This window comes from Methylorubrum suomiense, from assembly GCF_022179765.1.
GTDB lineage: Bacteria > Pseudomonadota > Alphaproteobacteria > Rhizobiales > Beijerinckiaceae > Methylobacterium > Methylobacterium suomiense.
The window spans coordinates 183,572-206,457 of the sequence record NZ_BPRE01000005.1 but is presented as its reverse complement, the minus strand read 5'-3'; the positions used below and the strand labels follow the sequence as shown (position 1 = coordinate 206,457).

The following is a 22,886-nucleotide window of genomic DNA, read 5'->3' as shown; positions in this document are numbered from 1 at the left end:
GCCTCGGCTGATGCCGAGGGCCGCCTCGCGCGGCGCTCTTCGCACCGTGGGCCGCTCGCGCGGCACCGGAATCGTCCCATCGTGTCCGCTCTCAGCCGGGATCGACCATCCCGTCGATGAAGAGCGAGCCCTTCGAGATCACCCGCTCGCCGACCGAGAGCCCGTCCGTCACCTCGATGTCGTTGCCGTCGACGAGGCCCGTCTTGATCGCGCGGCTCTCGACCGCGTTGTCGGCCTTCAGTACCCAGACCCGCGCCTTGTCGCCCTCGAAGATCACCGAATGACGCGGGATCGCGCGGGAGACGTTCTCGCGCTCGTTGATGATGTGGACGCTGGCATACATCTCGGGCTTCAGCAGGCCCTTGCTGTTGTCCACCTCGGCCCGCATGTAGATGCGCCGGCTGCTCGGATCGACCGAGGACGAGATGAAGTTGATCCGGCTCTCGAAGGTCTGGTTGGGATAGGCCAGAACCTTGAAGCGGATGCGCTCGCCGAGATCGACCTTGGCCGCGTCGGTCTCGCGCAATTGCGCGATGATCCAGACCTTCGACAGGTCGCCGATGATGTAGGACGGATCGGAGCCGCCGGTGTTGACGTACTGGCCCGGGCCGATCTTACGCTGGATGATGGTGCCGGACAGCGGCGCGTTGATCGTCGTCTCGGGGTTGATCGCGCCCTTGGTCTGGAGCGCCGTCATGTCGTCGTCGCGAAGGCCGAGGATGCGCAGGCGGTTGCGCACCGCCTCCAGTCCGACTTCAGCCGTTTTGGCGTCGTTCTGCGCCGTGGCGAGATCGTTCTGCGCGGTCTGGAGCTCGCGCAACGTCGTGACGCGCGAATCGTAGAGGTCGTGCAGGCGCTTCTCGGTGTTGGTCGCGTAGGAGAGCTGCGAGCGCGCCTTGTTGAGCACGTTGAGGGCGGCCAGGTAGTCGTTCTGTGCCTGGACCATCTCGTTGGCTTGGAGCGAGAACAGCTTGTCGCCCTGGCGCACGCGCTCGCCGGAGCGGGCGAAGATCGAGATTACCCGGCCCGGATAGGGCGAGAAGACCGGGGTGGCCCGGTACTCGTCGACGCCGATCTTCCCCTCGGTGGCGATGTCCTCGAAGAACAGGCGCTGCTCGACCGGCGCGGTGGTGACGGTGGCGAGCTGGGTGGGATTCAGCACGAACCGCCCGTCCGCATTGGCCCCGGCGGTGACGGCGGCGGGCGTCGGCACCGCCGCGTCGACCTCCTTCGGACGACCGTACCAGATCGCGGCTCCCGCGCCCGCGCAGAGCACGAGCGCCACGACGATCTGCGCCGGCCAGCCCATGCGCTTCGGCGTCAAGCTCTCGGCCGTCAGGTTCTCTTCCCCGTGCGATCCGCTCATCGACCCATCATTCCCGGCTGATCCGCCTTGGGGTAGCCGATTCGCTCGGCCATTCGGTTGTGCGCGACCGAAGCTCTCGAATTGCGCCGTTACCGTGGCGACTTGACGGGCGCATGACGACGCCTTTCGCGTCGTGCGATCGACCGAGCCACCGCAGGACGGATATCAGGGCATATGAAGCGTTTTCGGACCGTTGACGATCAGTATTGAACCGTCGCACGCAGCCCGAAGACACCGGCGTTGCGCAGGCGCCCCCCCTGCGGGTCGCGCGGATTGGCGATGCCGCCGCCCGGATGCAGAATCAGCTGCACGTCCGGCTGCAGGGTGAAACCCGGGACCACGACCGCCTGATAGGTTGCCTCGATCACCGTCTCGGCCCGCCGCCGCGGCATCGGCATGCCGCTGAAGACGATGGCGTCGGTGTCGGACCGGCGCGCGTCGTCGGAGATCCGGGCATGGGCGAGGCTGATGCCGATCGTGTCGTTGTCGCGACCGGGGAACAGGCCCTTATAGGCCAAGCCGGTATCGACATAGGCCGAGATCAGGCTGGAGCGGGTCGGCGACCACGCCGCGCGCACGAAGAAGCCCAATCCCTCGTCATCCTTGCCGGTCTCCCGGAAGAGGGTCTGATCGTAGACGGCGTAGATCCCGGCATTGCCGCGCAGGGGGCGGCCGATGCCGGTCGAGTTCGGGTCGGCGAGCGGCAGGCCTGTATTGTCGAAACGCAGGGAATCGAAGCGCCCGAAATGCTGCCAGCCGCCGAGCGTGATGTCGCCGGGCAGGCCCTTGGCGCCGTCCTCGGTGTTGAAGGCGTAGGTCGCCTCCGCGACGATCAAGGCCGGGTCGCGCGTGCGGAAATTGGTGCCGGTGCGGTCGAGACGCTGGGCCTCCGGGTCGTCCCCGGGCCGGTTGGCCCCGGCCGGATCGCCGTCATAGAGCCCGGCCTGGAGCGAGAAGCCGTTGCCCGGCACGTATTTGGCGCGGATCGCGGGCGCCGCCAGCGGATAGGCCGGGCCGCCGCTCGGCAGGTCGAGCCCGGTGATCGCCGGCCAGCCGAAGGTCGCGTTCACGAAGAGCGTCGCGGTCTGGCTGACGAAGAACTCGGTGTCGGCGGCCTGCTGGCCGATGCGGAGGCCGAGCTTGCCGTCGAAGAGCTGCTGGTCGAGCCACAGCACGTAGAGGCGCGAGGAGGGCAGCGCCTCGATCACGCTCGTGGTCAGCAGGTTGCCGACATAGTAGCGCGACAGGCCGGTGCCGTGGATGAAATAGGCATTGGCGTGCACCGTCGCCCCATCCCAGCCGGCGAGTTTTTGGAGGTCGAGGTTGAGCCGCAGGTTCAGGCGGTCCTGCACGATCGCCCCCTGGCGGATGCCGCCGAAGGCGTTGCCGAGGGTCTCGGCGATGTAGGTCAGGCTGTACTCGATGCCCTTTTCCTTGAGCACCGGCCGCAGGCCGAGCGGATCGCCGAAGGGTCCGAGCGAGGGCTCGATCGAGCGCACGTAGCCGCCGGAGGCTTGGCTCGTGGATTCCGGCTGGGAAACCGAGATGCGCGGATCGCCGCCCGCACCCTCGTAGACGGGTTTGCCGGTCGGTTGCGCCAGGGCCGGACCGGTGACGAAGGCGGCGACGAGGAGAGCAGGAGCCGAACTTCGGAACACGTGGCGAGGCCTCACGGGGAGGGCGAGGCGGGAGTCTTACGGAGTGCGGCTCAGAGCTGCCAGAGCGTCAAAACAGACTGTCGCAGACAGCGCGTCGTCGGCCGCTCTGCGTTGCCGGTTTGCGACACCTGCACGGCCATCGTGAGGTGGAGCCGAAACAAGGGTGCCGGGCGACGTTCTCGGGGCGCGTCGCCCTTCGTGTCTTCCACCCCAAACCCTCATCCTGGGGTACTGCGAAGCCTCCGCTGCGCTCCAGCACTCAGATAAGGGGGAAGGGCTGCCCCCGATCAATCGTCCATCTTCAGCGCGGCGATGAACGCTTCCTGCGGAATCTCCACCCGGCCGAACTGGCGCATGCGCTTCTTGCCTTCCTTCTGCTTGTCCAGAAGCTTGCGCTTGCGCGAGATGTCGCCGCCGTAGCACTTCGCGGTCACGTCCTTGGACAGCGCCCGGATGGTCTCGCGGGCGATGATCTTGCCGCCGATGGCCGCCTGAACCGGGATCTGGAACAGGTGGCGCGGGATCAGGTCCTTGAGCTTCTCGCACATGGCGCGGCCGCGGGATTCGGCCCGGGTGCGGTGGACCAGCATCGAGAGGGCATCGACCGGCTCGGCGTTCACGAGGATCGACATCTTCACGAGGTCGCCCTCGCGGTAGTCGGAGACGTGGTAGTCGAACGAGGCGTAGCCCTTCGAGATCGACTTCAGGCGGTCGTAGAAATCGAACACCACCTCGTTGAGCGGCAGGTCGTAGACCACCATGGCCCGCTTGCCGACGTAGTTGAGGTCGATCTGGATGCCGCGCCGGTCCTGGCAGAGCTTCAGCACGCCGCCGAGGTAGTCGTCGGGCGTGAGGATGGTGGCCCGAATCCAGGGCTCCTCCACCGTCTCGATCTTCATCGGATCGGGCATGTCGGCGGGGTTGTGCAACTCCTTGAGCTCGCCGTCGCGCATCAGCAGGCGATAGACCACCGACGGGGCCGTCGAGATCAGGTCGAGGTTGAACTCGCGCTCCAGCCGCTCCTGAATGATTTCCAGGTGCAACAGGCCGAGGAAGCCGCAGCGGAAGCCGAAGCCGAGGGCGGCCGAGGTCTCCATCTCGTAGGAGAACGACGCATCGTTGAGGCGCAGCTTGCCCATGGCGCCGCGGAGCGATTCGAAGTCGGCGGCGTCCACGGGGAACAGGCCGCAGAACACCACCGCCTGGACTTCCTTGAAGCCGGCGAGCATCTGCGTGGTCTGGCGCTTGTCCTCGGTGATGGTGTCGCCGACGCGGGTGTCGGCCACTTCCTTGATCGAGCCGGTCAGGAAGCCGACCTCGCCGGGGCCGAGTTCGGCGATGTCGGACATCTTGGGGCGGAACACGCCGATGCGGTCGACGCCGTAGGCGGCGTCCGCGCCCATCATGCGGATGGTCATGCCCTTCTTGAGCACGCCGTCGACGATGCGCACGAGCACCACGACGCCGAGATAGACGTCGTACCAGCTGTCCACCAGCAGCGCCTTGAGGGGCGCGTTGCGGTCACCCTTGGGCGGCGGCAGCCGGGTGACGATGGCCTCCAGCACCGCCTCGATGTTGAGGCCGGTCTTGGCCGAGATCGGCACCGCCTGCGAGGCGTCGAGGCCGATCACCTCCTCGATCTGCTCCTTCACCCGGTCGGGCTCGGCCGCCGGCAGATCGACCTTGTTGAGGACCGGCACGATCTCGTGGCCGGCATCGAGCGCCTGATAGACGTTGGCGAGGGTCTGCGCCTCGACGCCTTGGCTGGCATCGACCACGAGGAGCGATCCCTCGCAGGCCGCGAGCGACCGCGAGACTTCGTAGGCGAAGTCGACGTGGCCGGGCGTATCCATCAGGTTGAGGATGTAGGTCTTGCCGTCCTCCGCCGGATATTCGAGGCGCACGGTCTGCGCCTTGATGGTGATGCCGCGCTCCTTCTCGATGTCCATCGAGTCGAGCATCTGCTCGCTCATGTCGCGCAGGGCCACGGTGCCGGTGGTCTGGATCAATCGATCGGCGAGCGTCGACTTACCGTGGTCGATATGCGCGACGATGGAGAAGTTGCGGATCAGGTCGATGGGCGAGGTGGTCATGGATCTCTCCGGCACGGCGCGGCTCAGCGGGGCTCGCGCGGCGCACGGCAAGGCTGTCGGGAATGGCAGGGCGGGGAATAGCAGCGGCGAGCGGGCGCGCCAAGGCGGGGCGTCGTCGCGGCGTCTCCACCTCGACGAATCTCAAGCGCCCATCCCCGTGAGGCCGTGACCTGAACCGGGCACCGTGCCGGAAAGCGGTCCTTCGCCTCGCCGCTCCTGGGCATGTCCGCCGGGCAGGGCATCGATGCCCCGGAGTTTCCGCTCCGACGCGGTCGGAGCGGAGCGACGTCAGAGATGGGCAATCAGGGCGGAAACCTCGATGGGCTCCACGCCGACGAGCTCGTCCATCGCGCGGCCGACGAGGTCGCGGGCCACCTGGCACCGGCGCAGGGCCTGCGCGCCATCATCCGCCATGAGCCCGTCGAGGGCGGCGGCGAGATCGATGAGGCCGAAGCGGCGCGCCCCGGCGGCGATGGTGGCGGCCTCGGTCCGAAGGGTCGCCGGGTCGGCGAAGGTGGCGTCGAGCAGGGCGAGGAAGCCCCGGAGCGCCCGGCGGGCGCTGTCGCCTCCGAGCGAGGCCGCGAGCCGATCATAGGCAGCCCGGTCGATGACCGGGATCGGGCCGGGCTCGCTCGCCTGGGCCGACCGCTCGACCGGCTTCTCGGCCATCATCACCGCCGGCAGGTGGTCGGCGATCATCCGGCGCATCTGGGCCCGGTCGATGGGCTTGGCGATGTAGCCGTGCATGCCCGAGTCCCGGATCGCCTGCACCTGATCGGGCATGATGTTGGCGGTGAGGGCCAGGATCGGCACGTGGCGGCAGGGATGGGCCATGGCACGGATGCGGCGGGTGGCCGTGAGCCCATCCATGCCGGGCATCTGCACATCCATCAGGACGAGGTCGTAGACCCGTCTCTGCACCGCTTCCAGGGCGGCCGCGCCGTCGTCGACCACGTCGACCCGGCAACCATCCTGTTCGAGGAGGCGGCAGGTCAGCTCCTGGTTGATCGAGTGGTCCTCGACCAGCAGGATCTGGGCGCCGGCGATGTTCGCGCGGGCGGCGGGGAGGACGACCGAGGCTGCGGTGGTGGACGACGCTTGGACCTCGGGCCGTTCAGCGGCGGGCACGGTCGGTTCGAGCGGCCCGGCGACGACCTCCGGCGCGGCGAGGGGCGGAGCGATCTCGGCGACGGGCAGGCGCAGGCTGAAGCGATAGCTCGACGATTCCCCCGCGATCGACATCGTCTCCAGCCGCCCGCCCATCCGGGCGATGAGGCGCCCGGCGATGGCGAGGCCGAGACCGTCCCGTTCGGTCGGGCGGGCATGGCCGCCGCTCCCGGTCACGGCGAAGCTGATCCGGTTCTCCTCGCCGTGCGGGGCATAGAGCGAGAGGGTGACGAGCCCCCCTTGGCGCTCGCGCAGGTTGACGTTGAGCAGGTTGAGAAGCGTTTGGCGCAGGCGCCGCGCATCGCCGCGCACCGCCTTCGGCAGGGTCGGGTCGATGCTGAGCCCCAACGTCAGGCCCTTCTCGGCCGCCGTGGGCCGGACGAAGGCCGTCACGCTCTCGATCGTCTCGGCGAGCCCGAACGGCTCTTCCCGGAGCTGGAAATCGCCGGATTCGATCCGGGCGAAATCGAGGATGTCGTCCACCGCCGTCAGCATCGTCCCGGTGGCCTCGCTCACCAAGGAGAGGCAGCGTGCCTGGTCGCCGCTTAGGGGACCGCTCGCACCGAGAAGCTCGGTATAGCCGCGGATGGTGGCCAGCGGCGTGCGGATCTCGTGGCTCACCATCGCCAGGAATTCCGACTTCGCCCGGCTAGCATTCTCGGCCTTCGCCTTGGCAAGCTCGGCCATGTCGCAGGCGATGCGGAGTTCGTCGGCCTGCTGCAGGCGCGCGGTCACATCCCGCATCACCGCGATGGCCAGGGGTTCGCCCGGTGCCGCCCCGGCGATGCGGCTGCTCACGCATTCGAGCCAGAGCCAGTGGCCGTCGCGATGGCGGACACGGAACAGGCCGGTGGCCGGGGATTGCCCCTCGGCCAGGGCGGCGCGCATCTCGTCCACGACCCGGCCATCCTCCGGATGCACGACGGCCGTGGGTGTGAGAGTGGCGCAGGCGGCCTCGTCGTAGCCGAGCATCCGTTCGAAGGAGGGCGACACGTCGACGATCGAACAGGCCTCGCCGCCGAACAGGACGATGATGTCGCCGGCATTGTCGGCCAGCATCCGGAAGCGGTTCTGGGTCGATTCGGCCCGCGCGGCCAAAGCCGCCTGCGCGGCGTCGAGGGTGGCGCGCTGCTCGGACAGGGTGCGCGAGGCCGAGGCCAGGGCATGCTCGATGACGTGGATCTCGCGGATCGCGCAATCCTGGGCCGTCACGATCTCACCCCGCCCGATCGCTTCGGCCTTTCCGGCGAGCCGGGCGGCGGCCCCGGCGAGGCGTCGGGCCATGCCGAGGGCGAACCAGCCGCCGAGTCCGATCAGGGCCAGGGCGACGATCAGGAGCAGCAGCAGTGAGCGCTTGAGCGGCGCCTCCAGCGCATCCCGCGCGACCCCGGCCGTGAAGCGCCATTCGGACAGGTGCGAGGTGCCGTCGATCCGCAGCACGCCGCCGGTGCCCGCATCCGCGGTCGAGGCGGGAGTGGCGCGGTCCGCGCCCTGATCCGCCGGGTCACTTTGCCCGATCTGAGCCACGACGTTGCCGTCGCGGTCGCGCACGCTCGCCCAGTAGGGGGCGGCGATGTGAGGGTTGCGGATCAGTGCCTCGAAATGCTCGGCGAGCGTCACCAGGGCGACCGTCTTCACGATCACGCCGTCGCGGATCACCGGGGCGACGACTTTGACGATCGGACGCCCGGTCAGGCTACTGACGCTCCGGCCGGAGATCACCGGCCGGCGGGTCGCCAGGAGTTGCGCGAGCAGTTCCGGCTGCGCCATGGTCGGCAGCGCCGTGTCGTCGGGGGCACGGGTGTTGACGAGCTGGCGTCCATCCAACTCGGCGAGGGTCACGGTCGTGTCGTCGGGCCCGACGCTGGCCAGAGCCTGGGATCGGAACGCGCGCAGATCCGGGCCGTCGATCGCGGGCGAGGCCGCCAGGGTCCGGGCGATGGCCTCCATCCGGGCGAGATCGTGATCGATCCGGTCGCGGATGCCGTCGCCGATCAGCGCGAGGGTATGGCTCACGCGCTCCTGCTCGCTCGCCATGTACCAATGGGTGGCGACGATCGCGACGGCCACCGGGGGTACCATCAGTGTCAGCACGAAGCGTGCAAAGGACACGATCAGCGGTCGAGAGCGCATACCTCCGGTCATCACGCGGCCACGCCATCCCTCATTGCGATCCGGAGGCGCTTCTACCCGAGCAGCCGTTAACGCTTCGCCCTCCGGTGGTGGAGGCCCGCCCCGATGACAGCCCGGAGCGCGCGTGGAGCGTATTCAGGCCGGTTTCAGGCCCTCCCGGACGCTGTCCTTCGCAGCCCCCAATCACCCAAGGTTGCGACGTCGCCGGGCGCGAGGCGCTCGTCGAGGGCCGGCAGGTCGGCATGCTCCGGACCCTCCGCGATGCCGGCGGCGGCGAGCGCCCGCGCCATCGCCGGATCGGCGCGCATCGCGGCGAGGCGCGCCCGGTCGAGGCCGACGAGGCGACCCTGCTCGAAGCGAGCGAAGACCCGCCCGCTGTCGTGCTCGGCGAAGCGCACCACTGCGAGCCGGCGCAGGATCGCCCGGAGGAAGGCCGCGTCGCGCTCCGGTTCGGCCCCGGCACCACGATAGACTTGCGCCGGCGCGCGAGCCCCGATGTCGATCCGGCGGTAGCGCTCGATCGCCATCAGGGCGCGGGCGTCGAGGATCGTCATCTCGCCGTTCTGGCCGAAGGCGATGGTCGATGGCCGGGCGCCCTTCGGCACGCCGTTGTCGAGGAACTCGTAGAACACCGCCCGGTCGCGGCGCAGCGCCCAGGTGAAGAACAGCCGCGGCATGCCGGTGAAGGCTTCGACATTGTGGGCGAGCAGATCCTCCACCGCCTTGTAGCGCCCGAATTCCTCACCCCGCTTCCAGGCCCGCTCCACCGTCTCCTCCGGCGGCGTGACCATGAATTGCAGGTAGACGCTCTGGCCGAACCGCGTCAGCAACTGGCCGGTGCCATCGCCGTTCGGCTCGGTCGAGAAGCTGTCGAAGCGGAAGCGGTCGATCAGGAGATGCGAGAGGCGGCCCGCCGCCGCCTTGGCGGTGATGTGCCGGTCGAGCTTGGCATCGACGATCTCGACCTCGTGCCCGGCGAGCGGCCCGGCATAGCGGCGCTGGGGGCCGAGGCTGTCGTAGTCGAGCAGGAACTTGCGCCAGACATCCGGCGTGACGACGGCGAAATCGGACCACCCCGCCCCGATTCGTCCGGCGAGGTCGCGCTGGTAGGGGCGGATCGTGCTCTTGCCCGAAGCCGAGGCGCCCTTCACCGTCATGACCACCGGCTCGGCCTGGGGGGCGAGCCGGCGGTAGCCGTGGGCCTGCGCCACCGCCGTCACCCAGGGGTCGATCAGGGCGCCGATGCGCCGGCTGCCCTCGCGGTTGGCCACCAGGATCAGGGCCAAGCGCGCGAGCAGGGCGCGATCGCGGATCAAGGTTCCCTGCCGGGCGATCACCGCGGAGACGACGGTTCGGAGGGCATCCCGCACCGCGCCCTCCGGCCCGTCCGCCTCGCAGGGCGTCTCGCGCCGGGCGTCGAGCCGGGCGAGCGCCCGGGCCTGCCAATCGCCCGGATGCGGCGGAAGGCTGGGCTTCGGCGGCAGCAGGCCGAGCAGGCGGCGGGGCGGGGGCGGTTCCAGCGGCTCGTCGAGGAGAATCGATAATTCCTCGGCTAGGCGCGAGGCGGCCTCCGACCGTACCGTGTCGAGGCAGGCCTCGACCTCCGCCATGCGCGGGGCCACGCCCTCGCGCAGGAGGGTGGCGACCATGGCGCGGAAATTGACGCCGAGATCGGCGTAGACCTCGCCGACCGGCACCGACAGGTCGGCCATCACCCGGATCAGGATCTCGTGCACCGCCAGGCGCTCGGCCCGGAAAGGGGCGAGCCGCGTCGGGGGCAGGCCGCTGAGATCGGACAATTCCAGGATCTCGGAGAGCGGCAGCGCGACGTTCTCGGGCCGGAACAGCGTGGCGAGCGGCATCAGCGACCGCGGCAGGCCGGGTTCGAGGCCGGGATTCCAGGCGTGGAAGGCGCTCTCGGCCTCCTGCTCACTCACGGGCGCGGGGGAGGCCATCGCGGGTCCGCCGCGCCGCCGGGGTCAGGCCGCCGAGGCGTTGTCGATCGCCTCGAAGCGGATCTGGTAGCGGTCGCCCCACAGCGTGTCGGCCCGCTCGATCCAGGCGGCGTCGAAGAAGAGCTTGGCGCAGAAGGTGCTCTTGAAGATGCAGACCGCGATGATCCGCTCGTCGAGCACGCGGAGGTGGCGGCTCTCGAGGCCCGCGGCGATGCCGAGGCGGGGCAGCATGTCGACGCTCGACATCCCGAACTCGTTCTCGCCGGGGAAGACGATCGGGCATTCGACGACGGTCAGGTGCTTCATCTCGGGAGCCTGCTGCGGCGGGGGGACAGGGGGCGAGGCAATGTCGGTCATGAAGCGGCTCCGGCAGGTTCGCCCGCGCAGTCCCAGATGCTCAGGATGGCACTGATGCGGCAGGATTCCATCAGGGCGATGTGATCGACCTGCCGGTCGCAGAAGGCGCGCATGCGCTCCTGAGGGGAGGCGCCGATATCGACGGCGGGGAAATCGTGGTCGGTGATGAGCCAGACGCTGCGACCATAGACATCCGGCCCTTCGGCGGCGACCGCCCGGAAGATGTCGCGCTGGGTGAGAAGGCCCGTGACCGGCGCATCCGCCGCCGCGCCCTCGACCACGACCACGGCGCCGACGCCCGGCTCGGCGAGCAGCTGCATCGCCTCCGCCACCGAGCGGTCGCGGTGAAGGGTGCGGATGCGGGCGTTCCGGCCGAGGGCCACCCCTCCATCCGGGCATTCTGCAGCGTGGCGCATCGATGCCGACACGGCGCTCCTCCGATCCGGGCGCTCTGGCGGCGTCCCTGATGGGAAACTGGTATACAGAATACCTGTTGTCAATTCTGGATTTTGAATTATGGTGCCGGTCAGCGGGGTACCACGATTGAGCCCGGTGCTTAATCCGCGTCTCGCTGAATTAACTTGCCGGCCACCCACCCGTGCCCGCATGCCCTCTCCGCGAGGACCGTGTTGAGCCGGCCCGTGGCCGAAGAAGCCCGGACAACCGGGCAATGCCTTTGGAGAGACGTCCATGTCCACCCTCACAGCGACACCCGTATCCCCACCCGTGAACCGCTGGCTTCAGCTCGTTCTCGGCGTCGTCTGCATGTGCATGATCGCCAACATGCAGTACGGCTGGACGTTCTTCGTCAACCCGATCCAAGAGCGGCACGGCTGGGACCGCGCCGCGATCCAGGTCGCCTTCACGATCTTCGTCGTCACCGAGACCTGGCTGGTGCCGATCGAGGGCTGGTTCGTCGACAAGTACGGCCCGCGGATCGTCACCCTCGTCGGCGGCCTGCTTTGCGGGCTCGCCTGGGTGATCAACGCCTATGCCGACTCTCTGTTCATGCTCTATGTCGGCGCCGCCATCGGCGGAACCGGCGCGGGCGCGGTCTACGGCACCTGTGTCGGCAACTCGCTCAAATGGTTCCCGGACCGCCGCGGCCTCGCCGCCGGCCTCACCGCCATGGGCTTCGGCGCGGGTTCGGCGCTGACCGTGGTGCCGATCCAGGCGGTCATTCACCATTACAGCTACGAGCACGCCTTCTTCTGGTTCGGCCTCGGCCAGGGACTCGTGGTGATGGCGGTGGCGCTCCTCCTGTCCGCACCGAAGAAGGGTGACGTGCCCGCAATCGCCCGCGTCAGCCAGAGCCGGCGCGACTACGCCCCGTCCGAGATGGTGCGCACGCCGATCTTCTGGGTGATGTACGCGATGTTCGTCATGATGGCCGCCGGCGGCCTAATGGCGACCGCTCAGCTCGGCCCCATCGCCAAGGACTTCCACATCGCCGACACCCCCGTGAGCCTGCTCGGCATCACCCTGCCGGCGCTGACCTTCGCCGCCACCATCGATCGGGTGCTCAACGGCGTGACCCGGCCGCTGTTCGGCTGGATCTCCGACCATATCGGCCGCGAGAACACGATGTTCCTCTCCTTCGGCATCGAGGGCATCGGCATCTACATGCTGAGCCAGTTCGGCCAGGACCCGTTCATGTTCGTGATCCTGACTGGCCTCGTGTTCTTCGCCTGGGGTGAGATCTACTCGCTGTTCCCGGCGACCTGCGGCGATACCTTCGGCTCGAAATATGCCGCGACCAATGCGGGCCTGCTCTACACGGCCAAGGGCACCGCGGCGCTGATCGTGCCCTATACCAGCATCCTCACCACGATGACCGGATCCTGGCACGCGGTGTTCCTGGCGGCGGCCGCCCTCAACATCCTGGCGGCCCTGATGGCGATCTTCGTCCTCAAGCCGATGCGCCAGGGCTACACCAAGGCGCAGGCCGCCAGCGAGGCCGAGGTGAAGACGGCCACCGCCCACTGACACGTTCCCGGCCGGCACCCGCCGGCCGGACCTGAGGAGCGCGCCGCGGCGACAGACGCCCGGCGCGCTTTTTCGTGCGCGACGCGGGCAGGGTCGCGCAGGCGTCGGCCGTGCCTTTGCCCCGACCCGCCGCGCCGCGTTCGGTCGGGCGTCGAAATCGACGACCGGACGATCACGCGCGGTTGTCGATCTCCGCGACGCCGCTGCTGCGATCGGCATAGGCCGAGAGGAATGCCGGCCGGGTCAGCCAGCGCTGCCAGAAGGCGTCGAGATGCTCGAAGCGCTCGTCGAGGGGCATCGCGTTGACGGGGAACTTCGAGAACGCGATCGCCGTCGCCAGGGTGATGTCCGAGAATGTCGGTTGATCGCCGCCCAGCAGCCACGCGCGGCCGTCAGCGAGATGCCGATCGACCAGACCCGCATGCGCCAGAGCCACCTTGCGCGAATGCTCGCCCCAGGCGGGGTTGTGGGTCAGTTCGAGCTTCGGGCCCAAACCCTGATGCTGGACATGGAAGGCGGTGACGATGGGATACAGGATGTGCACCCACACCCGGCTGTCCCACATCTGATCCAGGCCGCGCTCATGCGCCGTCGCGCCCATGATCTTGCGGCCTTCGAACGTGTCGTCGAGGTATCGGGCGATGGCGGTGGTCTCGCTGAGGTAGGAACCGTCGGCGAGCGCGAGGGTCGGCGTCTCGCCCCAAGGGTTCATCTTCAGGTGTCTCCATCCCCGCTGCTCGCCGACCGGCGACATATCGTAGATCGTCTCGTCGAAGTGATCGGCGATGCCCTTCTCGTGCATGAAGAGCCGCAAGCGCTGCGGATTCGGGAAGGCCGAGGGAGAGGTGAACAGCTTGAGCTTGTCGGACATCGTCGTCTCGCTTTCCGCAGATTCCACCTGTCTGTCAGATGGCAGGTGCGGGCTACGACCCATGCCTTGTGACGTCAACCCCTGTCTGCCATATGGCAGACGGAGGTTGCGATGGCAGCGACGCTGAAAGGCAATGTCAGGGAAGCGATCCTCGCGGCCGCGCGGGAAGCCGCGATGGCTTACGGCTATGGCGGTTTGAACTTTCGCGACCTCGCCGGGGCCGTCGGCATCAAGGCCGCGAGCATAAATTACTACTTCCCCAACAAGGCTCTCCTCGGTGAGGCGGTGGCACGCCGCTATTGGGAAGACATTGCCCGCGATCTCGAGGCGATTTCGGCTAACGCTCCGAGCCCTATTGAGGCACTGAAGAAGTATCCCGGGATCTTTCGGCTCTCGCTGGAGCGCAGCAACCGGATCTGCCTCAGCAGCTTCATGGCTGCGGAATACGACGAATTGCCCGAGCCGGTGCTGAAGGAAGTGCAGGCCTTCGCCGACGTCAACACGGCATGGCTGTGCGGGCAACTGGTCGCCGCGCGACTGGTCGAACCGACCGACGGCGAGTCGCGGGCCCGTGCCATCTATGCCGCTGTCGCCGGGGCCCAGATCGTCGCCCGAAGCCGCTCGGACATCCACCTGTTCGACACGTTGATCCAGAGCTATCGCGCGGCGGGGTTGCTCCCGAACTGACCGGGTTCATCTGCCCGATCCTGCGTTTCAGACGGTCTCCGCTGCGCCGACGGCGCGACATGACCAAGCTCGGCCGTCGCATGCGGTCTGACGTTCCCAGCGGTCGCGAAGACTCGCGGGCCCGCGTCCTCCTTCCAGACTTTCCGAGAAAGCGCAGGGGTCTGCACCAACCGTCAAGGGTGGCAGAGGCGCGCGCCGTCCCATGAGGGACAGCATGCCCGCACGTTCGACCTGCTTTTTTATTCCTGGTATATTGTATGCAAAGCGCGATTATGCATGATGCCGCCTCGGGGGCACCGGACGCCATAAGAGGAATACCGGGATGGAACGCCAGACGGCACCGCAGGAGGCGCGGGACGCCTCGTCCGCCAAGTGGTGGCAGCTCACCTTCGGCGTGCTCTGCATGGCGATGATCGCCAACCTGCAATACGGCTGGACGCTGTTCGTCGATCCGATCGACCAGACGCATCATTGGGGTCGCGCCGCGATCCAACTCGCCTTCACGATCTTCGTCGCCACCGAGACGTGGCTGGTGCCGGTCGAGACGTGGTTCGTCGATCGCTACGGTCCGAAGATCGTGGTCTGCTTCGGCGGCGTCATGATCGCCCTGTCCTGGGTGCTGAACGCCTACGCGGATTCGCTCTTCCTGCTCTACACGGCGGCGGTGATCGGCGGCATCGGCGCCGGCTCGGTCTACGGCACCTGCGTGGGCAACGCGCTGAAATGGTTCCCGGATCGCCGCGGTCTGGCCGCCGGTGCCACCGCCGCGGGCTTCGGCGCGGGCGCGGCGGTCACGGTCGTGCCGATCGCGAAGATGATCGCCGCGCACGGCTACGAGCAGGCCTTCCTCACCTTCGGCATCGGCCAGGGCCTCGTCGTGATCGCCCTATCCTTCCTCCTGCGCAAGCCGTCGGTCGCGGTCCCCGTCAAGCGCAAGAGCCTGCGCCTGCCCCAGACCAAGGTGGACCGCACCCCGCGCCAGGCCGTGCGCACCCCCGTCTTCTGGGTGATGTACGCCATGTTCGTGATGGTAGCCTCCGGCGGCCTCATGGCGGCGGCGCAGATCGGCCCGATCGCCCATGACTTCAAGGTGGCCGATGTGCCGGTCAGCCTGTTCGGCCTGCAGATGGCCGCACTGACGCTCGCGATCTCCCTCGATCGCATTCTCGACGGCTTCGGCCGTCCGTTCTTCGGCTGGGTTTCCGACAATATCGGCCGCGAGAACACGATGTTCATCGCCTTCACGGTCGCGGCGACCGCCTGCCTGGTGATGTACGGCTACGGCCGCAATCCCTACGTCTTCGTCTTCGCCACCGCGGCCTATTTCGCGGTGTTCGGCGAGATCTACTCGCTGTTCCCGGCGACCTGCGGCGACACGTTTGGTTCGAAGTTCGCCGCCAGCAATGCCGGCCTGCTCTACACGGCCAAGGGCACCGCGGCCTTCCTCGTGCCGATGGCGAGCCTGCTCTCGGCGGCCTATGGCTGGTCGGCGGTCTTCGCGCTCATCATTGCGCTCAACATCACGGCGGCCGCGCTGGCGATGTTCGTGCTCAAGCCCCTGCGCCGCCGCTATCTCGCCGCCGAGGCCGAGGCGGGCGAGGTCACGGAGGCCGGAGCCGTCCGCCTCGCCTGAATCCCGGCGGGCCGCTGTTGGACCGCCTTCAGGTCACTCACCATCGAGAACACTTGGAAACGCGCGGCCTGAACCCCCGCGCGTTTCGTTTGACCGGCCAATTGGTATTTGGTATACCAAGCTTGTCGCAACAAGACCTGCCGCCGGAACGAGCGGCTCCGGCCCTCGCGGTGCCGATGAGACGAGACCCGCGGACCGCCCCGAGCGGTCCCGTCCGGCCCAATTCGCCAAAAAATCAGCGACGAACACGTCAAGCCAAAAGGGAGAACGCCGCATGACCGTCCAGGCCCAGAACATCGACGCGATCACCGCGGGCGCCATGCCCCACGAGGAAGCGGAGCTGACCGACGGCTTCCACCTCGTCATCGACGCGCTCAAGCTCAACGGCATCGAGACGATCTACAACGTCCCCGGCATCCCGATCACCGATCTGGGCCGCCTCGCCCAGGCCGAGGGCCTGCGCGTCATCTCCTTCCGCCACGAGCAGAACGCCGGCAACGCCGCCGCCATCGCCGGCTTCCTCACCAAGAAGCCGGGCATCTGCCTCACCGTCTCGGCGCCGGGCTTCCTCAACGGCCTGACCGCGCTGGCCAACGCCACCACCAACTGCTTCCCGATGATCCTGATCTCCGGCTCCTCCGAGCGCGAGATCGTCGATCTGCAGCAGGGCGACTACGAGGAGATGGACCAGCTCGCCATCGCCAAGCCCCTGTGCAAGGCCGCCTTCCGCGTGCTGCACGCCGCCGACATCGGCATCGGCGTGGCGCGTGCCATCCGGGCCGCCGTCTCGGGCCGTCCCGGCGGCGTCTATCTCGATCTGCCCGCCAAGCTGTTCTCGCAGGTGATCGATGCTGGTCTCGGCGCCAAGTCGCTGGTCAAGGTGATCGATGCGGCCCCGGCCCAGCTCCCGGCCCCGTCCGCCGTCGCCCGGGCCCTCGACCTGCTGAAGACCGCCGAGCGCCCGCTGATCGTGCTGGGCAAGGGCGCGGCCTATGCCCAGGCCGACGAGGCGGTGCGCGCGCTCGTCGAGGAATCCGGCATCCCCTACGTGCCGATGAGCATGGCCAAGGGTCTCCTGCCCGACACCCACCCGCTCTCCGCCGGTGCCGCCCGCTCGACCGCGCTGAAGGATTCCGACGTCGTCGTGCTGGTGGGCGCCCGCCTGAACTGGCTGCTCTCGCACGGCAAGGGCAAGACCTGGGGCGAGCCGGGCTCCAAGCGCTTCATCCAGATCGACATCGAGCCGCGCGAGATGGATTCGAACGTCGAGATCGCCGCGCCGCTCGTCGGCGATATCGGCTCCTGCGTCGAGGCGCTGCTCGACGGAATCCGCAAGGACTGGAAGGGCGCGCCGCAGGGCTGGCTCGAGACCATCCGGGGGAAGCGCGAGGCCAACATCGCCAAGATGGCCCCGAAGCTGATGAAGAACACGTCGCCGATGTGCTTCCATTCGGCGCTCGGCGCGCTGCGCACCGTCATCAAGGAGCGGCCCGACGCGATCCTCGTCAACGAGGGCGCCAACACCCTCGATCTCGCCCGTGGCATCATCGACATGTACCAGCCGCGCAAGCGCCTGGATGTCGGCACCTGGGGCGTGATGGGCATCGGCATGGGCTTCGCCGTCGCGGCGGCCGTCGAGACCGGCAAGCCGGTTCTGGCGGTCGAGGGCGACTCGGCCTTCGGCTTCTCCGGCATGGAGGTGGAGACCATCTGCCGTTACGACCTGCCGGTCTGCATCGTGATCTTCAACAACAACGGCATCTACCGCGGCACCGACACCGACCCGACCGGCCGCGATCCCGGAACCACCGTGTTCGTGAAGGACTCGCGCTACGACAAGATGATGGAGGCCTTCGGCGGTATCGGCGTCAACGTCACCACTCCTGACGAGCTGAAGCGGGCCGTGGACGCAGCCATGGACTCGGGCAAGCCGACCCTCATCAATGCCGTGATCGATCCGACCGCCGGCAGCGAGAGCGGCAATATCGGCAGCCTCAACCCGCAGAGCACCCTGAAGAAGAAGACGGCCTGAGACTTTTGGGCCTCCGTCCCTGAGTAAACCGGACCGCGGTGCCGAGAGGCGCCGCGGTCTTCTTCGTTTTCCGGCCCGACCCGCCCTCCGAGCGCCCGCCGCGACATCCGGTGCACCCTCGTCCCCGAAAAGGCAGGGCGCCAGGCAGCTTGGCCGGCCTTGCGCGAAAAGCACCCCATGGCCTCCTCCGCGATCGATCCGACCCTTCCCCTCGACCCGCGGCTGACCGGACGGCTCGCCTTCCTGCCGCGGCTGCCCTCGAAGCCCGCGCTGCCGCCGGGCCGCCATGCTCTCGGCCTGTTCGACATCCGCGACGCCGTTCTCTCCGTGCCCGAGCACGTCGATCCGCGCCTGCCGACCCCTCTCGTGGTGCTGTTCCACGGCGGCGGCGGGCACGCGGAGAAGATCCTGCCGATGCTCGAAGGGCATGCCCGGTCGCGGGGCTTCCTGCTGCTCGCGCCGCAATCGCTCCATCCGACCTGGGATCTCGTCATCGCCGGCAACGGCCCGGATCGCGAACGGCTCGACCGGGCGCTGGCAGAGGTCGCCGACCGCTTCCTGATCGATCCGCGCCATCTCGCTTTCGCCGGCCATTCCGACGGAGGCAGCTACGCGCTCTCCCTCGGCCTCACCAACGGCGACCGGATCAGCCACGTCATCGTGTCGTCGGCCGGCTTCATGTCCGTGCAGGTGCAGGCCGGCGCCCCGAAGATCTTCGTGTCGCACGGGACCCGCGACGAGCAGATCGGGATCGATCGCAGCGCCCGCCGCCACGTTCGCCTGCTGCGCGAGGCCGGCTACGACGTCACCTATGTCGAGTATGACGGCCCGCACGCCTACGATCCGGGCGTGGTGACCCAGGCGGTGGACTTCTTCCTCGGCGACTTTTTCGCGTAGGTCGGAACTCAGGCGGAAGATGCGGAGAGCCCGTGCAACTGGCTCATCCCACCCAACCCCTTCATCCTGAGGTGCCGCGAAGCGGCCTCGAAGGAGGATTCCAGATGTCTCTGCGATCCCTGGAGCCCTCCTTCGAGGGCGCCGCTTCGCATCTCCTCCACGGCGACTGTGTTGGCGGTCAAGCGGTCTGCCATGGTTTCTGATCCCGGATCATGGCGTTGAGGATAGTCAGGAGCTTGCGGGCTACGGCCACGACGGCGACCAGTTTGGGCTTGCCGAGGGCGGCGAGCCGGTCGCGGAAGGCCTTGAGCACCGGGTTGTGACGCGCAGCGGTCAGGGCGGCCAGGAACAGGGCGGTGCGCACCGTCTTGCGCCCACCCGCCACCATCGCCCGGCCCTTCCACTGGCCCGATTGCCGCACGAACGGCGCCAGTCCGGCCAGCGCGGCGATCCGCTTGGCGTCGAGCCGGCCGAGTTCGAGCAGTTCGGCCAGCAGCGTGCGGGCAGTGACCGGCCCGACCCCCGGTACCGAGGCGAGCAGATCCTCGGTCGCCCGCCAAGCCGGCGAGCTGCGGATGCCGTCATCGATCTCGCCGTCGACGCTGGCCAACTCCTTTTCCAAAGCCTTGATCAGGCGGGCGATGCTCTTGGCGATCCGCGGTACCTGGGTGCGGTGGGCGCGGTTCTTCTCGGCGGCGATCATCTCGACGATCTGCCGACGGCGCGCGACGAGATCGGCCAGCATCTGCGTGGCCGCGTCCGGCAAGGGTCGTACGGCCGGCTGGGTGGCCGCCGCGAAGCGGGCGATCACCGCCGCATCAATCCTTCGACAGGCTCAGGATGAGGGGGTCCGTCTTGGCCCGCTGGCCCAAGGCCTGGGCGAAGTGCCGGACCTGGGCCGGGTTGACCACTACCAGCGGCAGACCCGCCCCGGCCAGGGCCGCTGCCGCCACCGTCTCGAAGCCACCCGTCGCCTCGATGGCGACCAAGTCCGGTGACAGGCCCTGAAGCCGCGCCACCAGGTCGCTCAGGCCATGCCCGTCCCGCGTCACAGCGAACGCCTGACCCTGCGGCAGGACATGCACGTCCAGCCGCTCCTTGCTCACGTCGATGCCGACACACACCAGCGCTATCCTGCCCCACCCTTGCGCAACCGGGCTCTGGTGGCCCGAGCGACTGTCCGGGGTCGTTGGATGGACAGGCAGGCAACCCTGCTGAGGTACGGGCTGCAAGGCCCCAGGATAAGCCGGCGTCCTACCCGTCGCCGCAGACCCGATCTGAGCAGATCCGCGCCGGAGAGACTTACAAGGATGAGAGGATGGGATGGGAGTGTCGCCGACTCAAAGCAGCTTCCGTTCGTAGAGCCAGTCAAACAGACTCTGAGTGTGGAGCGCGGGCATGCTTCAGCTTCGCCGCGCGAAGACGCTGCCGATTTTTTCCCAGCCGGCGGTCCGGAATGTCGCCTACGACTCCGGTCCCCACAGCCAGGCAGCCCCCCGGACGCCGGAGGCGTCGCCGTGCCGGCTCGTCCGCACCGGCGTGTCGAACGTATCGGAGAAGACATGGGGCGCGATGCGTTCGGGCAGGGCCGCCACGACGCTCTCGATGCGCGACAGGCCGCCGCCCAGCACGATCACGTCGGGATCGAGCAGGTTGACCACGTGGGCGATGCCGCGGGCGAGACGGTCGAGGTAGCGCGCCAGGGTGGCGGCGGCGCCCGGTTCCCCCTGGAGCGCGGCGGCCACGATCTGTTCGCCGCTCAGCCGCTCACCGGTGCACGCGAGGTGGTCGGCGGCGAGGCCCGGGCCGGACAGCCAGGTTTCCAGGCAGCCGCGTCGCCCGCAATAGCAGGCCGGGCCGGGGCGCTCGTCGTCGCGGGGCCAGGGCAGCGGATTGTGGCCCCATTCCCCGGCGATCGCGTTGCGGCCTGTGAGCGCCTGCCCATCGACGGCGACGCCGGAGCCGACGCCGGTGCCGAGGATCACCGCCCAGACGAGGCGTTCGCCGGCGCCCGCCCCGTCCACGGCCTCCGACACCGCGAGGCAATTGGCATCGTTCTCGACCCGGACCGGGCGACCGAGCCGCGCCGCGATGTCCTGGGCAAAGGGCCGTCCGTTGAGCCAGACCGAATTCGCGTTCTTGATCAGGCCGTTGTGGCGCGACACCGCGCCCGGCATGCCGATGCCGACGCTCGCCCCCTCGGTGCCGGCCTCGGCTTCGAGGGTCGCGACGAGGCCGGCGATGGCATCCAGCGTGCCGGCGTAGTCGCCCTGCGGGGTCGGCACGCGCGTTTCCGCCCGCGTCGTCCCGTCGGGGCCTAGGGCGATCCCGGCGATCTTGGTGCCGCCGAGATCGATCCCGATCCGGATGTCTTGCGCCCTCAAGCCCTTACTGCGCCGCCACGGCCTTCGGGGCCGGTGCATTCGCCGCGTCGCCGGGGGCGACCGGATCCTCGTCCGAGATCTCGGTGCCGATCGAGACCGGGTGCGCCATCACCTGGGCGAGCTTCTCCTTGTCGAGTTCGCCCTCCCAGCGGGACACCACGACCGTCGCGACGCCGTTGCCGATGAGGTTGGTGAGCGCGCGGCACTCCGACATGAACTTGTCGACGCCGAGCACCAGCGTCATCGCCGCCACCGGGACCGGGTTGCCCGGAATGGCGGCCAGCGTCGCCGCGAGCGTGATGAAGCCGGCGCCAGTGACGCCCGAGGCGCCCTTGGACGTCAGCATGGCGACGAGGAAGATCGTCGCGTACTGGCCGATCGAGAGATCGGCGCCCACCGCCTGCGCCAGGAACAGGGTGGTGAGCGTCATGTAGATGTTGGTACCGTCGAGATTGAACGAGTAGCCGGTCGGGATCACGAGGCCGACGACCGAGTCCGAGGCGCCGAGGCGCTTCATCTTGGTCATCATGTGCGGCAGCACCGTCTCGGAGGACGAGGTGCCGAGCACGATCAGGAGCTCGTCCTTGATGTAGGCGAGGAACTTGAGGATCGAGAAGCCGGCGAACGCCGCGATGCCGCCGAGCACGACGAACACGAACAGCAGCGAGGTGGTGTAGAAGGTGCCCACCAGCCACGCGAGGTCGATGACCTTGCCGATGCCGTACTGGCCCACCGTGAAGGCCATCGCGCCGAAGGCGCCGATCGGGGCGAGCTTCACGATGAGGCCGATGATGCGGAAGAACACCTGCCCCGCCGCGTCGATGCCGTGGGTGATGCTCTCGCCCTTCTTGCCCATGCCGGTGAGCACGACGCCGGTCAGGATCGAGATCAGCAGCACCTGCAGCAGGTCGCCGGTGGCGAAGGCGTCGAAGAAGCTCTTGGGGATGATGGCCATGAGGTGGGCGACGGTGGAATCGGCCGCCGCCTTGCTGGCATAGCCCTCGACCGCCTTGGCATCGAGCTTCGTCACGTCCGCGCCGAAGCCGGCGCCGGGCTGGATGATCTCACCCACCAGGATGCCGACCAACAGCGCCACGGAGGAGACCACCTCGAAATAGATCAAGGCCTTGAGGCCGACGCGGCCGACCTTCTTGAGATCGCCGATCGAGGCAATGCCGTGGACGATGGTGCAGAAGATGATCGGCGCGATCATCATCTTGATCAGCGCGATGAAGGCGTCGCCCATCCACTTGAACGACTTGCCCCAATCGGGCGCGAGCCAGCCGACGAAGATGCCGAGCGCGATGGCGATCAGCACCTGGATGTAGAGCACTTTGTACCACGGCGTGTGCGCGGCGGGCGCACCCGCACCGTGGGGCGCGGCGTGAGCGGAATGAGCCATGTTTCCTCACCGATACCGTGTCGCGCGGCCTCGACCGGGCGGCTTGACGCGACGCTAGTCCGTTTAATCCCGCCCCTCAATCGCATCGCGGTAGTCGGCCACGGCTTTGTAACCCGCCAGCGCCGCCGAGAACCCCGATCACGGCCTTTCGCCTCGAAACGCCAGCGCAATCAAGGGGAAGCGTTCGAGCCGGCGCCGGACCGGCGCGCGGCGCGCGGAAAGCGTGCCCGGTCCAACCGAGGAGCGGTCGAGACCGGGGCGGGCC

Annotated in this window: 15 protein-coding genes and 1 pseudogene; 5 read left to right on the top strand and 11 right to left on the bottom strand. The window is 68.4% G+C overall.

Annotation, left to right across the window (positions count from 1 at the left end):
- Window positions 1-91 precede the first annotated feature (91 nt).
- From MFF26_RS09875 to MFF26_RS09845, 7 genes are all read right to left on the bottom strand, one after another.
- Entirely contained in the window at window positions 92-1,366 is a 1,275-nt protein-coding gene (locus MFF26_RS09875; RefSeq protein ID WP_137827588.1) for an efflux RND transporter periplasmic adaptor subunit, read from the bottom strand.
- Window positions 1,367-1,566: 200 nt separating this feature from the next.
- The gene (locus MFF26_RS09870; protein WP_373324402.1) at window positions 1,567-3,024 is read right to left on the bottom strand and encodes a carbohydrate porin; all 1,458 of its coding nucleotides are present in this window, start codon (window positions 3,022-3,024) and stop codon (window positions 1,567-1,569) included.
- 287 nt (window positions 3,025-3,311) lie between these two features.
- The gene (gene lepA / locus MFF26_RS09865; protein ID WP_137827587.1) at window positions 3,312-5,117 is read right to left on the bottom strand and encodes a translation elongation factor 4; all 1,806 of its coding nucleotides are present in this window, start codon (window positions 5,115-5,117) and stop codon (window positions 3,312-3,314) included.
- Between the two features lie 288 nt (window positions 5,118-5,405).
- A complete protein-coding gene (locus tag MFF26_RS09860) occupies window positions 5,406-8,396 on the bottom strand; it encodes a response regulator (protein WP_137827586.1) in 2,991 nt (996 codons plus the stop codon).
- 167 nt (window positions 8,397-8,563) lie between these two features.
- Entirely contained in the window at window positions 8,564-10,372 is a 1,809-nt protein-coding gene (locus MFF26_RS09855) for a DEAD/DEAH box helicase family protein (RefSeq protein ID WP_137827585.1), read from the bottom strand.
- Window positions 10,373-10,396: 24 nt separating this feature from the next.
- The gene (locus MFF26_RS09850) at window positions 10,397-10,678 is read right to left on the bottom strand and encodes a hypothetical protein (RefSeq protein ID WP_137827613.1); all 282 of its coding nucleotides are present in this window, start codon (window positions 10,676-10,678) and stop codon (window positions 10,397-10,399) included.
- A 47-nt stretch (window positions 10,679-10,725) separates the two neighbouring features.
- Entirely contained in the window at window positions 10,726-11,112 is a 387-nt protein-coding gene (locus MFF26_RS09845; protein WP_238307927.1) for a CBS domain-containing protein, read from the bottom strand.
- Between the two features lie 307 nt (window positions 11,113-11,419).
- On the opposite strand from MFF26_RS09845, the gene oxlT (MFF26_RS09840) reads away from it, so the two are divergent.
- Complete coding sequence (gene oxlT, locus MFF26_RS09840; protein ID WP_137827584.1) at window positions 11,420-12,715, top strand: oxalate/formate MFS antiporter; 1,296 nt, start codon at window positions 11,420-11,422, stop codon at window positions 12,713-12,715.
- Between the two features lie 172 nt (window positions 12,716-12,887).
- On the opposite strand, the gene MFF26_RS09835 is transcribed toward oxlT (MFF26_RS09840), so the two are convergent.
- The gene (locus MFF26_RS09835; RefSeq protein WP_137827583.1) at window positions 12,888-13,586 is read right to left on the bottom strand and encodes a glutathione S-transferase family protein; all 699 of its coding nucleotides are present in this window, start codon (window positions 13,584-13,586) and stop codon (window positions 12,888-12,890) included.
- 111 nt (window positions 13,587-13,697) lie between these two features.
- On the opposite strand from MFF26_RS09835, the gene MFF26_RS09830 reads away from it, so the two are divergent.
- From MFF26_RS09830 to MFF26_RS09815, 4 genes are all read left to right on the top strand, one after another.
- Window positions 13,698-14,273 (top strand): TetR/AcrR family transcriptional regulator, encoded by a 576-nt coding sequence (locus MFF26_RS09830; protein ID WP_137827582.1) that lies wholly within the window; start codon window positions 13,698-13,700, stop codon window positions 14,271-14,273.
- 322 nt (window positions 14,274-14,595) lie between these two features.
- Window positions 14,596-15,906 (top strand): oxalate/formate MFS antiporter, encoded by a 1,311-nt coding sequence (oxlT, locus tag MFF26_RS09825; protein WP_238307926.1) that lies wholly within the window; start codon window positions 14,596-14,598, stop codon window positions 15,904-15,906.
- 274 nt (window positions 15,907-16,180) lie between these two features.
- Complete coding sequence (oxc, locus tag MFF26_RS09820; RefSeq protein WP_137827580.1) at window positions 16,181-17,938, top strand: oxalyl-CoA decarboxylase; 1,758 nt, start codon at window positions 16,181-16,183, stop codon at window positions 17,936-17,938.
- Between the two features lie 177 nt (window positions 17,939-18,115).
- The gene (locus tag MFF26_RS09815; protein WP_137827579.1) at window positions 18,116-18,835 is read left to right on the top strand and encodes an alpha/beta hydrolase; all 720 of its coding nucleotides are present in this window, start codon (window positions 18,116-18,118) and stop codon (window positions 18,833-18,835) included.
- A gap of 178 nt (window positions 18,836-19,013) precedes the next feature.
- Here MFF26_RS09815 and MFF26_RS09810 read toward each other — a convergent pair.
- The 3 genes and pseudogenes from MFF26_RS09810 to MFF26_RS09800 all read right to left on the bottom strand — a co-directional run bounded on the left by MFF26_RS09810 (window position 19,014) and on the right by MFF26_RS09800 (window position 22,621).
- Window positions 19,014-19,968 (bottom strand): annotated as a pseudogene (locus MFF26_RS09810) (IS110 family RNA-guided transposase).
- Between the two features lie 330 nt (window positions 19,969-20,298).
- Window positions 20,299-21,258: an ROK family protein gene (locus MFF26_RS09805; protein WP_137827578.1), complete on the bottom strand. Its 960-nt coding sequence runs from the start codon at window positions 21,256-21,258 to the stop codon at window positions 20,299-20,301.
- On the bottom strand, window positions 21,224-22,621 hold the full coding sequence (locus MFF26_RS09800) for a dicarboxylate/amino acid:cation symporter (protein WP_137827577.1): 1,398 nt from the start codon (window positions 22,619-22,621) through the stop codon (window positions 21,224-21,226). Before MFF26_RS09800 ends, MFF26_RS09805 begins: the two co-directional genes overlap by 35 nt.
- Window positions 22,622-22,886 lie beyond the last annotated feature (265 nt).

What these genes read in the sequence shown, in the direction of transcription:
- lepA (WP_137827587.1), bottom strand. Translation starts at nt 5,117, where the DNA reads ATGACCACCTCGCCCATCGACCTGATCCGCAACTTCTCCATCGTCGCG.
- oxlT (WP_238307926.1), top strand. Translation starts at nt 14,596, where the DNA reads ATGGAACGCCAGACGGCACCGCAGGAGGCGCGGGACGCCTCGTCCGCC.
- MFF26_RS09830 (WP_137827582.1), top strand. Translation starts at nt 13,698, where the DNA reads ATGGCAGCGACGCTGAAAGGCAATGTCAGGGAAGCGATCCTCGCGGCC.
- MFF26_RS09855 (WP_137827585.1), bottom strand. Translation starts at nt 10,372, where the DNA reads ATGGCCTCCCCCGCGCCCGTGAGTGAGCAGGAGGCCGAGAGCGCCTTC.
- MFF26_RS09815 (WP_137827579.1), top strand. Translation starts at nt 18,116, where the DNA reads ATGGCCTCCTCCGCGATCGATCCGACCCTTCCCCTCGACCCGCGGCTG.
- MFF26_RS09850 (WP_137827613.1), bottom strand. Translation starts at nt 10,678, where the DNA reads ATGAAGCACCTGACCGTCGTCGAATGCCCGATCGTCTTCCCCGGCGAG.
- MFF26_RS09800 (WP_137827577.1), bottom strand. Translation starts at nt 22,621, where the DNA reads ATGGCTCATTCCGCTCACGCCGCGCCCCACGGTGCGGGTGCGCCCGCC.
- MFF26_RS09835 (WP_137827583.1), bottom strand. Translation starts at nt 13,586, where the DNA reads ATGTCCGACAAGCTCAAGCTGTTCACCTCTCCCTCGGCCTTCCCGAAT.
- oxc (WP_137827580.1), top strand. Translation starts at nt 16,181, where the DNA reads ATGACCGTCCAGGCCCAGAACATCGACGCGATCACCGCGGGCGCCATG.
- MFF26_RS09805 (WP_137827578.1), bottom strand. Translation starts at nt 21,258, where the DNA reads ATGCACCGGCCCCGAAGGCCGTGGCGGCGCAGTAAGGGCTTGAGGGCG.
- oxlT (WP_137827584.1), top strand. Translation starts at nt 11,420, where the DNA reads ATGTCCACCCTCACAGCGACACCCGTATCCCCACCCGTGAACCGCTGG.
- MFF26_RS09875 (WP_137827588.1), bottom strand. Translation starts at nt 1,366, where the DNA reads ATGAGCGGATCGCACGGGGAAGAGAACCTGACGGCCGAGAGCTTGACG.